The following is a 12,611-nucleotide window of genomic DNA, read 5'->3' on the forward strand; positions in this document are numbered from 1 at the left end:
GCGCGCAAGGCGGTTCACGCGCTCTTCCAGCCGCCGCCCAGCGCCCTGTACAAATCGATTTGCGCCAGCAGCAGGTTATTTTTCACCTGCACCACGCTGGTCTGAACCGAGTACAGCGTGCGCTGCGCGTCCAGCACGTCCAGATAGGAGGAGTAGCCGTTGCGATTGCGGTTCTGCGCAATGCGCAGCGTCTCCTGCGCCACCTCCTGCTGGGCAAGCAGCTCCGTCAGCTGTTCCTGATAGCGCCTAATAGCATCAAGGCTGTTGTTCACTTCGGCAAACGCGTTACGCACGGTTTTTTCATAGGCGTACAGCGCCTGGTTACGCTGGGACTGGGAAATATCCACCTGCGCATTCAGCGCCTGGCGGTTCAGCAGCGGGGCGAGAATACTGCCCCCGACGCTCCAGAGCTGAAGCGGGTTGTCCAGCAGGCCTGAAAGGGTACGATCCTGGACCGATCCGGTCGCGGTCAGGTTGATCGACGGCAGCAGGCTCTCGCGCGCGACGCGGCAAGCGAGGCGTCTGCCGCCACCAGCTGTCGTTCGGCCTGAACGATATCCGGTCGACGGTTCAGGAGGGTGGAAGGCAGCTGTGACGGCAGCGTCAGCGGCGTTAGCGCCTCAAAGCTTTCGCTGCGCGCTACCGCGCCGGGATTGCTTCCCAGCAGCAGGCTGAGGGCGTTCTCCTGCTGTGCAATCTGATGCTGCAGCACGGGAACCTGCGCTCGCGTCGAGCGGAGTTCGGAATCCGACTGCATCAGCTCCAGACGCGAGCTGTAGCCCGTCTCAAACTGACGTTTCGCGAGGTTAAATGCCTCTTCGCGCGATTTCAGCGTGGATTCGGTCACCCGTAGCTGTTCGTCAAGCGAGAGCAGGGTGACATACCCGGATGCAACGGAAGACGCGACGGTCAAATCCGCGGCGGCAGCGGCGGCTTTTTGCACCGCCAGCGAGGCTTCGGCGGCACTGGCGGTGCTGCGGTTGACGCCCCAGATATCCACGTCGTAGCTCGCCGTCAGGCTGCCTCTGTACAGCGTGCCGTAGACCGGCAGCCCGGTCGCGGCGGATTGCGAACGGGCGCGCGTCCCCGTTACGCCCGCGTCAAGTGACGGAAACAGGCTGCCGTCGGCCGCAAAGACCCGCGCCTGATACTCGTTAATCCGTTCGCGGGCGATCAGCACGTCGCTGTTGTTCTTTAGCGCCCGATCCACGTAGCGGTTGAGGTTGTTGTCATGAAAATTGCGCCACCAGAGCTGCTCCGCCGGGCTGGCAGGACCGGCGTCAGCACGCCACTGGGCGGGGATTTGCAGCGTCGGCTGCGCCGGTTTTACGTCGACGGACTGGCATCCGGCAAGCGTCACCGCCAGTACCAGACCGGCTATCGGGCGAAGGGTCATTGTTTGCCCTCCCGCGTATCAATCGTCACCTGCACCGACATGCCCGGACGCAGCAGGGCGGACTCCTCAGGCTTGCCGAGCACCTCGATGCGCACCGGAATACGCTGGGCGATTTTGACAAAGTTGCCGGTGGCGTTGTCCGGCGTGATGGCGCTGAATTCAACTCCGGTTGCCGGCGAGATGCTCTCCACGCGGCCCTGATAGGCTTTGTTGTTCAGGGCATCGACGGTGAATTTGACAGGCTGGCCGACGCGCAGCTCCGCGAGCTGGGTCTCTTTAATATTGGCGATCACCCAGTGCTGCGGCGGAACCAGCGTGGTGAGGTGGGTCCCGGCGGTCACGTACGCCCCGAGACGCACGGCAATCTGGCCGAGCTGGCCGTCGCGCGGGGCGATGATGCGGGTGTTTTGCAGGTCTATCTGCGCCAGCTCCAGCGCCGCTTTCGCATTTTCGACATCCGCCTCCAGCGCGCCGCGGTTCACAATTACCGTCTGCAGATCCTGACGCGACATCTCAAGCAGGGCTTTGGCCTGCTCGATGTCGGCGCTGCCCTGGGCCGCGCTGGCCAGCGCCGCGTCGCGCTCGCGAATGGAAAGCGAGCCGTCCGCCGTCAAATCCTTCACGCGCTTTAAATCCGCCTGGGTTTTCAGGCTCTGGGCGCGGGCATTTTTCAGCGCCGCGTCGTTTTTGGCGATCGTCGCTTCGGCGCTTTTACGCTGCTGCAGGTTGTTATTAAGCGCGGCAATTTTCATTGCCAGCTGTGCCTCGGCCTGATGTACGCGCTGACGATAGATACGGTCATCAATCTGCAGCAGCAGGTCGCCTTTTTTAACCTGTACAAAGTCCTGAACCTTCACCTCGGTGATATAGCCATTCACCTGGGGACTGATGAACGTCGTCTGACCGCGCACGTAGGCGTTGTCGGTAAACTGCGCGTGGCGGGTGAACGGCGGAAGCTGCCACGCGTAAAGGATCACCAGCACGCCGACAATACCGATGGCAGCGGCGGTGAAAACGGAAACAATGCGCACATTTTTGCGGGTGTTGGCCTGCTCTTTGGCGGCATCCTGCTGACTCATAAACTCTCCAGAAATATTTCAATTATTTGTTGCCGGTGGCGTTCTTAAGCGCCATACGGGCAGTGATGCGCAGGCGCAGCAAGCGCCATAAAATCCAGACCAGCGTGGCGGCAGCGATGCCCGCCGTCAGCAGATAAGTATCGTTGTAAGCCAGAATATTCGCCTCAAGCGTCGTCACCGTTTGCAGCTGCGTGATCGCCTGCGTTCCCAGCAGCGAACTGTCGCCAATCAGGCTCCGGTACATCTGGGTGTAAAGCTGGATACGCTCGTTGACCAGCGGATTGAGCGTGGTGAGCTGGTCCGCCAGCAGGCTGGAGTGGTACTTCTCGCGCCAGGTCTGGAAGGTTCCGAGGATCGCGGAGCCCAGCAGGCCGCCGAGGTTCTGACTCATGCCGAACATCACCGAGAAGCTGACCAGGTTGCGCGGGTCGGCGATCACCCCGCCAATGGCGGCCAGCATGGCGGGCGCCAGAAAGAAGGCGCTGCCGAAGCCCAGCAGAAACTGGCTCAGCATCAGCTGATCCGGCCGGGTCAGGTTGTTGGACTGGCTGTCCAGCAGCGAGGCAACAATCATCAGCGCCAGGGAGGTGATAATCGGCCACGCCAGTTTGGTCGGCTTAATCGTGAGGCAGCTGGTGACAATCCCGCAGACGATCCCGGCGAAAATGGACCACGCCAGGTGGGTCATCTGCTCGTTCTGTAACCCCACGTACTGCAGCCAGCCGATGACCCCGGTGTTTTGCTCTGCCAGCACGATACGGATCAGCAGCATGATGAGCCCCAGACGGACGATGCTGCCGCTCGACAGCCAGCGGGTGTTCAGCAGCGGGTTGGCGCGGTTATGTTCAAAGACGATGGCGGCCACAATCAGCACCAGCGACAGCGCCAGCGACCAGCCGATCCACGGCGCCTCGAACCACCAGTCTAGGCGGCCCAACGAGAGCACGGCGCAGAGCAGGGCCATTCCGGGGGCCATTAAAAAGAAGGTGATGAAGTCTTTCTTCTCAAAGACCTTTCGCCGATCGCCCGGCGGCAGTTTTAAGGCTATCACGCAGGCCAGGGAGATCAGCGCCAGCCCGAGCTCGAAGAAATAGAGCCCGCGCCACTCGTCCAGCTGCAGCAGTTCGGTCGAAAACAGGCGGGCAAGTGGGATAGCGAGCGACGACCCGGTAATCCCGATGGTGAGCGCCTTCAGGCGGTGCTTCGCAGGCCAGGCCTGGATCTGATAGTAAATCCCCAGCGAGCTGAGCGCGGCGGCCACCATCCCGTGCGCGGCGCGCACCATCAGCGCCGAGCTGAGATCGTTAACGAACAGGTGGAAAAAGGTCACCAGCACGTACAGCACCAGAAAACCTTCCGTGAAGGCGCGCAGACCGTACTGCTGGCGGAACTTGACCAGCAGCAGGTTGATGGAGATGTTGGTCATGACGTAGACCGCGGGCAGCCAGGCGATTTCGGTCGACCAGGCCCCGAAGGTTCCCTGCAGGTTTTGCAGGTTGGCGGTCACCACCGCATTTCCCAGCGCTCCCGTCAGGCACACCAGCAGGCCAACGACGCCGTAGGCAATGCGTTTTGGCGTACTGTGCTCGGGTGTGGAAGGCGAACCCAGCAGGGCGGGTTTCTCATGTGGCTGCCACTCGCGAGGAGCATAAGGGTCGCGTTCGGGCAGGCGCATAACGTCGTTTACCTTAGAAATAATTGAATAATTAGCGGGCTAGCGATTCTACGTCTGCCGCAAATGATAATTCAAGTGAATATGATTTACGCATGTTAATCAAATGTAGAAGGGAAGTTTAAGGAAAAAGAGCGGCCCGAAAGTCGGGCCGACAACGATCAGAGCTGTTCGGGCTGTGCCTGCAGAGGGGATGTTCGCTTAACGCGGCTGGCGCAGAAAATCGCGATTAGGGAAATGGCTACCGTGACGGCAAGATACCAGGCCACTGGAACCCAGTCGCCGTCATATTTCGCCAGCAGTCCGGTGGCAATCAGCGGCGCGGTACCGCCTGCCAGCGCGGCACCCAGCTGATAACCGAGCGTAATGCCGGTGTAGCGTACGTTTGCACTAAAAATTTCAGAGCACAGCGTGCCGAGTACCGCTGTTACCGGTGCCCACAGCACGCCAAAGGCGATGACCGTCGCGAGCACAATGCCCCAGGTTGTACCGGTATTGAGCAGCATAAACCACGGCACGATAAACAACCCCAGGATGAAGACGCTCGCGGCATACATGCGTTGACGGCCAATTTTATCCGAGAGTAGCCCCATTAATGGGATCATCACCGTGGCCACCAGGGCTCCCAGCGTCACGGCTTCCAGCGCCTGAGACTTTTGATACGTCAGCGTCGTGGTGGCATAGCTCACGACAAACGTCGAGAAGATGTAGAACGGCGCGGTTTCAACCACCTTCAGACCGGCGGCAATCAGCACTTCGCGCCAGTGGTGTTTCAGAGTATCGCGCAGAGGCGCTTTCGCCACCTTGCCCGATTGTTTTACCTTCCTGAAATCAGGCGTCTCGTCGATGTCCTTACGGATCCACAGGCCGAGCAACACCAGAACCGAACTCAGCAGGAACGGGATGCGCCAGCCCCAGGAGAGGAAATCTTCCTCGCTGAACAGGGTCATCAGCGAGACGATGAAGGTCGCCATCAGCATGCCGATGGTTACGCCCGCCTGCGGAATACTGCCGAAGAAGCCTTTACGTTTTTCGGGCGCGTATTCGTAGGCCAGCAGCAGCGCGCCGCCCCATTCACCGCCTATGCCCATCCCCTGAATGATACGCATCAGGATCAGCAGAGCGGGCGCCCACAGGCCAATCATTTCATACGTGGGTAGCAGACCGATCATGACGGTTGCACCTCCCATCAGAGAGAGGGTAAGAACGAGGGTTTTTTTACGTCCGATGCGGTCACCGATATGGGCGAAAAGTACCCCGCCAATGGGGCGAATGAAAAAGGTTAATGAGAAAGAGAGATAAGAGAGAATGAGCCCGATCACCGGGTCGACCATCGGGAAAAAGATCTTATTGAAGACCAGCGCGGCCGCCGTGCCGTAGAGAAAATAGTCAAACCATTCAATGGCGCTCCCGGTTAGGCTGGCGATTAATACCTTCTTATTTTTTCGTAATACCGCCGTCGTACTTTCATGTTCTGTCATGACCTGAAACCCCGCCACGTTGATGATGTATGAGGTGTCACCTGGCGCGCTTCAGGTGCAACCTGTGATGATGAAAAAGGTTGTGAAATTGTTAAGCAACTTAGGGTTGGATGTTGTATTTGGCAAGCTAACGGGGGATGAAACTGGTCAGATCACGGTGAAATAAGCAGCGTTGGGTGCTTTTGTAGAGGGCATGTGCAACAGGATGTTTTGTATGATGGAAAACCAAAAGCATAATATGCAGGTGCAACCCGATTGTTTTTGGATGTTTCTGGTTATTTCAGAAAAATGACAATTTGGGCGATAAAACAACGTCTGGTTTCAGAGCCCGCCTCTGCGTTATCGGTAAGAAGCCGCTACCCTGAAGAGACATAAATGAGGAGTTCACCATGGTTCAGCCCCATTTTCCCATCCTGCCGGATGCCACGCTGGCGGCCATCAATACTGTCGGTGAATGGCTGGCGCAGGACGACCTGAGCGACAGCCGCCAGCCCCCGGACGTCGATGCGGTGATCCTGGCAGGAAACGCGGTGATCCCGACCATTGAGGCGGCCTGCCGTATTGCCGCGCAGAGAGACATCCCGCTCCTGATTAGCGGCGGTATTGGTCATTCAACCGCGTTTTTATATTCAGCTATCGGCAGTCATCCGCGTTATCACACCTTGCCCGTCGAAGGGCGGGCGGAAGCGAGCATTCTTGCCGACATTGCGCGGGAGTTCTGGCAGATCCCCGAGACGCGCCTGTGGGTTGAAGATCGCTCCACCAACTGCGGTGAGAACGCGCTCTTTAGCTGGAACATGCTGAAACAGCATCAGCGCGCAACCGGGCGGGTGCTGGTGGTGCAGGACCCGACGATGCAGCGCCGTACGATGGCAACGTTTGCCCGCGTTTGTCGGGATGAGCCCGTGTCACCGCAGTGGATAAGCCATCCCGGGTTTACGCCAACGCTGCAGAATGGCAAAGAGGGCGCGGAGTTTAGCGCGGGCAATAGCGGACTGTGGCCCGTTGAGCGCTACCTGTCACTGGTCCTGGGGGAACTGCCGCGTTTGTACGATGACGTTAACGGCTATGGTCCGGCCGGGCGGGATTTTATCGCGCACGTTGAATTCCCGGATGCTGTGATTGCCGCATGGGAACAGTTACAGCAGGACCCGGTTCTGAAGGGGGCGCGTAAAATAATCTAAGCACGGAACCATTCCCTCGCCCCATTGGGGAGAGGGTTAGGGTGAGGGGAAAATCACAGCGCCGCAAACTTATCCAGCGTCCGCACCAGCTGCGTCACGAAACCGTACTCGTTGTCATACCAGGCTACCGCTTTCACCAGCTGCAGCTCTCCCGCTTCTGACACCTCCGTCTGCGTGGCGTCAAACACCGAACCATAATGCGAGCCAATCACATCGGACGACACAATCTCTTCGTCGGTATACCCGAACGATTTATTGCCCTGCGTCGCCTTTTTCAGCGCGGCGTTGATCTCCTCAACGGTCACTTTCTTGCCCAGAATCGCCACCAGCTCGGTTACTGAACCCGTCTTTACCGGCACGCGCTGCGCGTGGCCCTTCAGCTTGCCGCTGAGCGCCGGGATCACCAGACCGATGGCCTTTGCGGCGCCGGTGGTGTGGGGAATGATATTCTCTGCCGCCGCCCGCGAGGCGCGAAGGTCTTTCCCGCGCGGGCCATCCACCAGCGCCTGCGTACCGGTATAGGCATGGATGGTGGTCATGGTGCCCACTTTTATTTCAAACGCATCGTTCAGGGCTTTTGCCAGCGGGGCGAGGCAGTTGGTGGTGCAGGATGCGACGGAAATAATGGTGTCACTGGCGTCAATGGTGTCGTCATTCACGCTGTAGACGATGGTTTTCATCTCGCCCGCAGGCGCAGAGATCAGCACTTTCTTCGCCCCGGCGTCCAGGTGCGCCCGTGATTTCTCTTCAGAGGTATAAAAGCCGGTGCACTCCACGACGATATCCACGCCTGCGGCTTTCCACGGAATGTGCTTCGCCTCTTTTTCGGCGTACACCGCAATGGTTTTACCGTCGACAATCAGCGCATCCTCGGTGAAATCGACGCTCCACGGGAAGCCACCGTAGTTGGAATCATGCCTGAGCAGGTAGGCCAGCACTTTCGGTGAGGTGAGGTCGTTGATGGCGACGACGGTATTGCTGTCCTGGGTTTCAAGAAGGCGACGCAGTACAAGGCGCCCAATGCGTCCAAAGCCGTTAATGCCAATTTTACTCATGGTGTTCTCCTGTAAACGTGTCGATGCGACAGTTTGAACTCATCCAGGCTTAGACCATCACGGGCAGGGCGGCAATTGAAGATGCTTCATGCGGGAGGAAGTATTTGAAAAACCATACAGAAAAGTTAATGAATTTTTAAGGAAAGGAGATTATGTTGGCGCGGTAACTGTTTTTAATCGGGAAATCACATGCGCACTAAATATACAAGCCTGCAAATCGGCATCCACTGGCTGGTGTTTCTGTTAATCATCGTCGCCTACTGCGCCATGGAGTTCAAAGGTTTCTTCCCGCGCACCGCGCGTCCAGCGATCAATATGATCCACGTCTCGTGCGGTATCAGTATCCTGGTGCTGATGGTGACGCGTCTGCTGGTTCGCCTGAAATTCCGCGCGCCACCGATTCAGCCGAAGCCAAAAGCGATGGTGACGGGGATGTCCCACCTTGGGCATCTGGTGGTGTATCTGCTGTTTATTGCGCTGCCGCTGATTGGCATTGTGATGATGTACAACCGGGGCAGCGACTGGTTTGCTTTCGGCCTGGCGATGCCGCATGCGGCGGAGTCCAATTTCGACCTGGTTGATGTGCTGAAAGAGTGGCACGAGACGCTGGCGAACCTGGGCTACTTTGTGATTGGCCTGCACGCGGCGGCGGCGCTGATGCATCACTATTTCTGGAAAGATAATACTCTTCTGCGCATGATGCCGAAAAAGCGTTCGTAGTCTTTAACGCTTGCCGGGTGGCGCAGCGCCACCCGGCTTGTTTTTTAACCCAGCAGCGCACGCTCTTCGGCAGTTAACGCCAGCGCTTGCGTTGACCCCGTCTCCGACGACTTCACCGCCGCTTCCAGCACGGCCATGACCGCCAGTGCCTCAACAGGGTGGACAGGATTGGTGATTTTCCCGAGCAGCGCATCACGTACGTTGACGTAATACTGGCGCTGATCGCCTTTCGGGGTAGGGATCGTCTGCGGTGCGCCGTCGGCCCCAAAGAACACCATGCTGTCGTCGTCTTCGCCCCAGGTTTCACTGCCGGGGATCACCCCTGCGAGCAGCTGCGCTTCCTGCTGGTCGATTCTGGCTTTCACCACGCTGCCCTTGTCCCCGTGGACGGTAAAGCGCGCCGTACCGCCAGCAACCAGCATGCTGGCGTGCAGAATGACCTTATGCTCCGGGTAGTTTAAGACCACGTGCGCCCAGTCGTTAATTTCTGCGCCGTCGCGCAGCGTCGCGATATTCCCCTGAACCGACTCCGGCAGTCCAAAGAGCTGTAGCGTCTGGTCAATCAGGTGAGGGCCCAGATCAAACCACAAACCGCTCCCGGGGACGTTCTGCTCGCGCCAGCGCACGCGCACTTCCGGGCGGAAGCGGTCGATGTGCGATTCCAGGTGTTTAACCTTGCCGAGCGTGCCTTGCTCAATAATCTGCTTAATGCCGAGGAAATCGCTGTCCCAGCGGCGGTTGTGGAAGACGGAGAGCAGCAGCTGCTTTTCATCCGCCAGCGCAATCAGGTCGCGGGCTTCCTGCATGTCGAGTGTAAAAGGCTTATCGACGACCACGTGTTTACCCGAGTTCAGGGCCAGCGTCGCCAGCGGGGCGTGCGTGGCGTTGGGGGAGGCAATCACCACCAGATCGATATCAGGATGCTGAATGGCCTCTTCCGGTGTCGCTACTACCTGTACATCCGGCAGATCGCGTTTAACCTTCTCTTCATCACGAGAAGAGACCACGGCCAGCTTAATCCCGTCCACCGACTGGATCAGCGGGGCATGGAAGGTTTTACCGACAAATCCATACCCGATCAGCGCAATGTTGATTGTTTGAACTTTATTCATGACCTTCTCCACGTTAATTCGCGCACACCGTAACCTGCAGTGCGCTATGGTCCCCAAGCTCAGGCCAGGGACGATCTAAAAAGAGTTGTTGAATGCTGGATAACCCGGAAACCAGATACGGCTCGCAGCGGTTAATTTTCAGGTGGTCGGCGACAATCCAGTGCGCGTGGCTTGCGTCCAGCATCGCGCGTTTAACCTCGGCATCCGCTTCTTTACCGGCGCTCAAACCGAGTTCGGCATGAATGGCGCACGCCCCAAGAATGGCGATATCTGCCCGATAACGGGACAGCAAAGACAGCGTGGCGCTGCCGGCAAACAGTCGCTGCTTGTGGTCCCATTTCCCGCCGAGCAGGATCAGCTCAATATCTTCCCGGTCGCTAAAATGCTGGGCGATATCCAGCGAGGGGGTAATAACGGTGAGCGGCCCCTGAAGAAAGGTGGCGACGGCCATCACCGTGCTTCCGGCATCCAGAAACAGGGTGGAGCCCGGTGGAACCTGCTGTGCGACCTGTTTACCCAGGCGCTGTTTGGTCTCCGGCAGCAGCGTATTGCGGCCCTGACGGTTCATGGCGGAGAGGTTGAGCGCGATGGCGCCGCCGTGGTTCTTCTGCGCAAGGCCCTGGTTTTCCAGGTCGGTCAGATCCCGACGAATGGTATCCGCCGAAACCTGCAGCTTTTCAGCCAGGTCGGTGATGCTGGCCTGGCCTTGCTCGCTGAGGATATCCAGGACGTAGCGTTGACGAGCGGTTTTGTGCATGGGGATACATTCCTGCAAAATGTCGCAATAGTTTGCATAATACAGCATTTTGACGCAGAGAGAAGGGGAATATCCTCAGGACGATGTGCGGCGGCGTGATAATTCAGATGGGTGATTATTAAAATTTTATTAAGCGGGTATAAGGAAGCCGTTTTGAATGTTAATCACGATGTTATTGTTATGTTTTATTTAACGATTTGGGTTATGTAACCAGCGTAACGCCATTGCGTGGTGTTAAATGCTGTTTAATAGAAATTATGCAGGGTTTGATTGCTTTAATTAGTTTTTTAAGAGTTTTTAATTTTAAATATATCCCTTTGGCTACGTAAACTGACACTTCTTTGAAAATCTTTGTGTCTGACTCGCTCTGAAATTAACGCAAAAATGTGCACGGAGGGAATTAAGAATTTTCCTTAGATAACAGAGAGTTTATATGTTTCATCTGAAAGGATACTTTTAGAGTTTTGTCCAGAAACCCCATATTTTTTCTTGCTTGTAACACCACATTAACATTGTGGCTGTAGTGGGCTATAACACATTTTGTTATGCTGCTAACCAGTTTAAGAAATAAGTAAATTCTTAATTGAAATAAGATGCGGGCAGATCTCATCTCCGATGGAAATGGGTATGGGGAGTATTACCTGAAATTCAGCAAGGTAGCTAAATAAGATATTTGTCTAATTATCTGTACCTCTTTTTGGGTATTTGCTTGAGTATCACTCAGAGTCAGGGAGATAACATGACGATATTACGAAAGCCTATGTTACGCCGATTTACAGCAGCACTGGCATTCATTTCATTAGCCATAAATATGGCTTTCGCCAATAGTAATCAGGTGGGTATTGCCCCGGTGGCAACCACAACCTTAAAAGAAAGTATTCTTTTTGCGATCGACCGCGATCCGTCAATTAGCCAGCAGGCCGCGCAATTAGGTATTGGCCAGGCACAAATAGATGAAGCGCGCAGCGGCTGGATGCCGCAAATATCGTTGAACGGAAGTACGGGGCACAGCCAGACCACCGATTCCAGCGGGTCGCTGAAGAATTCAGCCGCCTGGGGGCTGAGCCTGACGCAGCTGCTGTACGATTTTGGCAAGACCAATAACAGCATCAGCCAGTCCTCCGCCCAGCGCGATAGCTACCGCTATCAGCTGATGGGCACGCTTTCGGACGTGGCGGAAAAAACGGCGCTGAGCTACGTCGAGGTCAAACGCTATTCCGATCTGCTGCAGGCGGCAATAGATAACGTGCAGGCGCTCAAGAACGTCGAGCAGCTGGCAAAGCTTCGCGCAGACGCGGGCGTGAGTTCGACCTCCGATGAGCTTCAGACCCGCACGCGCATTGCCGGCATGCAGGCGACGGTCGCGCAGTATCGCGCCGCCTTAAACAGCGCGCGCGCCAGGCTTGCGGTATTAACCGGCATGCAGGCAGAGGCCTATTCGCCGGTGCCCGCGAATCTTGCCGTGGAGCCGGACTCGCTCAACCGCATCGATTATTCCCTGATACCGGCGGTGATGGCCGCGCAGAACATGGAACGTTCGGCTCAGTATGGCGTGGAAACGGCGAAGTCACAGCACTGGCCGACGTTAAGCCTGAAGGGGGGGCGCACCCGTTATGAATCGGACAACCGTTCCTACTGGGACGACCAGATACAGCTCAATATCGACGCGCCGCTGTATCAGGGGGGCGCGGTTTCCGCGCGCGTTCGGCAGGCGGAAGGCGCACGTGCCATGGCCTCCTCTCAGGTCGATCAGGCGCGTTTCGATGTCCTGCAAAAGGCCTCCGTCGCGCAGGCTGACTGGACCGGCGCGCGGGGACGAATGGAGGCGGGGAAGCAGCAGCTGGAAAATGCGCTGCGGGCCCGCGATGTTTATAAAAATGAATACACCCTGAGCAAGCGGAGCATTAACGATCTGCTCAGCGTTGAGCAGGATGTCTGGCAGGCCACCTCAGCGAAAATAATCGCCGAGTATGACGGCTGGAGTTCGGCAATTAATTATGCTTCCGCGGTTGATAATTTAATGCCGCTTATTGGAATAGAGAAAAACGCTGCCGCAAAATTACCCGACTTGAGTTAATAAAAGACGCGCAGTGTTGCGCAAAGTAAGACTGAAAATAATGGGTGTTTTTTCCCAGGGATAGCTACATCCGTCTGG

The 12,611-nt window shown here is 57.0% G+C and carries 9 protein-coding genes and 1 pseudogene; 3 read left to right on the top strand and 7 right to left on the bottom strand.

Annotated features, from left to right (window positions below):
• Positions 1 to 14 precede the first annotated feature (14 nt).
• The 4 genes and pseudogenes from ACWKXN_RS04880 to ACWKXN_RS04895 form a co-directional block, all read right to left on the bottom strand.
• Positions 15 to 1,396: pseudogene (locus ACWKXN_RS04880) on the bottom strand (efflux transporter outer membrane subunit).
• Positions 1,393 to 2,475: an HlyD family secretion protein gene (locus tag ACWKXN_RS04885; RefSeq protein WP_039262559.1), complete on the bottom strand. Its 1,083-nt coding sequence runs from the start codon at positions 2,473 to 2,475 to the stop codon at positions 1,393 to 1,395. Before ACWKXN_RS04885 ends, ACWKXN_RS04880 begins: the two are co-directional and overlap by 4 nt.
• A 22-nt stretch (positions 2,476 to 2,497) precedes the next feature.
• A complete protein-coding gene (locus ACWKXN_RS04890; RefSeq protein ID WP_039262556.1) occupies positions 2,498 to 4,150 on the bottom strand; it encodes an MFS transporter in 1,653 nt (550 codons plus the stop codon).
• A 158-nt stretch (positions 4,151 to 4,308) separates the two neighbouring features.
• Complete coding sequence (locus ACWKXN_RS04895; protein WP_454543394.1) at positions 4,309 to 5,628, bottom strand: MFS transporter; 1,320 nt, start codon at positions 5,626 to 5,628, stop codon at positions 4,309 to 4,311.
• A 389-nt stretch (positions 5,629 to 6,017) separates the two neighbouring features.
• Between ACWKXN_RS04895 and ACWKXN_RS04900 the strand changes: the two genes are divergently transcribed.
• Positions 6,018 to 6,812 (top strand): YdcF family protein, encoded by a 795-nt coding sequence (locus tag ACWKXN_RS04900; RefSeq protein WP_454543395.1) that lies wholly within the window; start codon positions 6,018 to 6,020, stop codon positions 6,810 to 6,812.
• A gap of 53 nt (positions 6,813 to 6,865) precedes the next feature.
• Here the strand turns inward: ACWKXN_RS04900 and gap are convergent, their stop codons facing one another.
• Positions 6,866 to 7,867: a type I glyceraldehyde-3-phosphate dehydrogenase gene (gene gap / locus ACWKXN_RS04905; RefSeq protein WP_029740556.1), complete on the bottom strand. Its 1,002-nt coding sequence runs from the start codon at positions 7,865 to 7,867 to the stop codon at positions 6,866 to 6,868.
• A gap of 189 nt (positions 7,868 to 8,056) precedes the next feature.
• Here gap and cybB point away from each other — a divergent pair, with 189 nt between their 5' ends.
• On the top strand, positions 8,057 to 8,587 hold the full coding sequence (cybB, locus tag ACWKXN_RS04910; RefSeq protein WP_454543396.1) for a cytochrome b561: 531 nt from the start codon (positions 8,057 to 8,059) through the stop codon (positions 8,585 to 8,587).
• Between the two features lie 44 nt (positions 8,588 to 8,631).
• Here the strand turns inward: cybB and ACWKXN_RS04915 are convergent, their stop codons facing one another.
• Together ACWKXN_RS04915 and ACWKXN_RS04920 are read right to left on the bottom strand one after the other, a co-directional pair.
• Complete coding sequence (locus ACWKXN_RS04915) at positions 8,632 to 9,699, bottom strand: oxidoreductase (RefSeq protein ID WP_213787372.1); 1,068 nt, start codon at positions 9,697 to 9,699, stop codon at positions 8,632 to 8,634.
• Between the two features lie 13 nt (positions 9,700 to 9,712).
• Positions 9,713 to 10,456: a DeoR/GlpR family DNA-binding transcription regulator gene (locus tag ACWKXN_RS04920; protein WP_033145477.1), complete on the bottom strand. Its 744-nt coding sequence runs from the start codon at positions 10,454 to 10,456 to the stop codon at positions 9,713 to 9,715.
• A 739-nt stretch (positions 10,457 to 11,195) separates the two neighbouring features.
• On the opposite strand from ACWKXN_RS04920, the gene ACWKXN_RS04925 reads away from it, so the two are divergent.
• Complete coding sequence (locus ACWKXN_RS04925) at positions 11,196 to 12,533, top strand: TolC family outer membrane protein (RefSeq protein WP_039262548.1); 1,338 nt, start codon at positions 11,196 to 11,198, stop codon at positions 12,531 to 12,533.
• Positions 12,534 to 12,611: the final 78 nt, after the last annotated feature.

It is taken from the genome of Enterobacter sp. UPMP2060, assembly GCF_053709655.1.

Coding starts and splice junctions, on each gene's coding strand:
- ACWKXN_RS04890 (WP_039262556.1), bottom strand. CDS start 4,150: ATGCGCCTGCCCGAACGCGACCCTTATGCTCCTCGCGAGTGGCAGCCA.
- cybB (WP_454543396.1), top strand. CDS start 8,057: ATGCGCACTAAATATACAAGCCTGCAAATCGGCATCCACTGGCTGGTG.
- ACWKXN_RS04915 (WP_213787372.1), bottom strand. CDS start 9,699: ATGAATAAAGTTCAAACAATCAACATTGCGCTGATCGGGTATGGATTT.
- ACWKXN_RS04920 (WP_033145477.1), bottom strand. CDS start 10,456: ATGCACAAAACCGCTCGTCAACGCTACGTCCTGGATATCCTCAGCGAG.
- ACWKXN_RS04885 (WP_039262559.1), bottom strand. CDS start 2,475: ATGAGTCAGCAGGATGCCGCCAAAGAGCAGGCCAACACCCGCAAAAAT.
- gap (WP_029740556.1), bottom strand. CDS start 7,867: ATGAGTAAAATTGGCATTAACGGCTTTGGACGCATTGGGCGCCTTGTA.
- ACWKXN_RS04925 (WP_039262548.1), top strand. CDS start 11,196: ATGACGATATTACGAAAGCCTATGTTACGCCGATTTACAGCAGCACTG.
- ACWKXN_RS04900 (WP_454543395.1), top strand. CDS start 6,018: ATGGTTCAGCCCCATTTTCCCATCCTGCCGGATGCCACGCTGGCGGCC.
- ACWKXN_RS04895 (WP_454543394.1), bottom strand. CDS start 5,628: ATGACAGAACATGAAAGTACGACGGCGGTATTACGAAAAAATAAGAAG.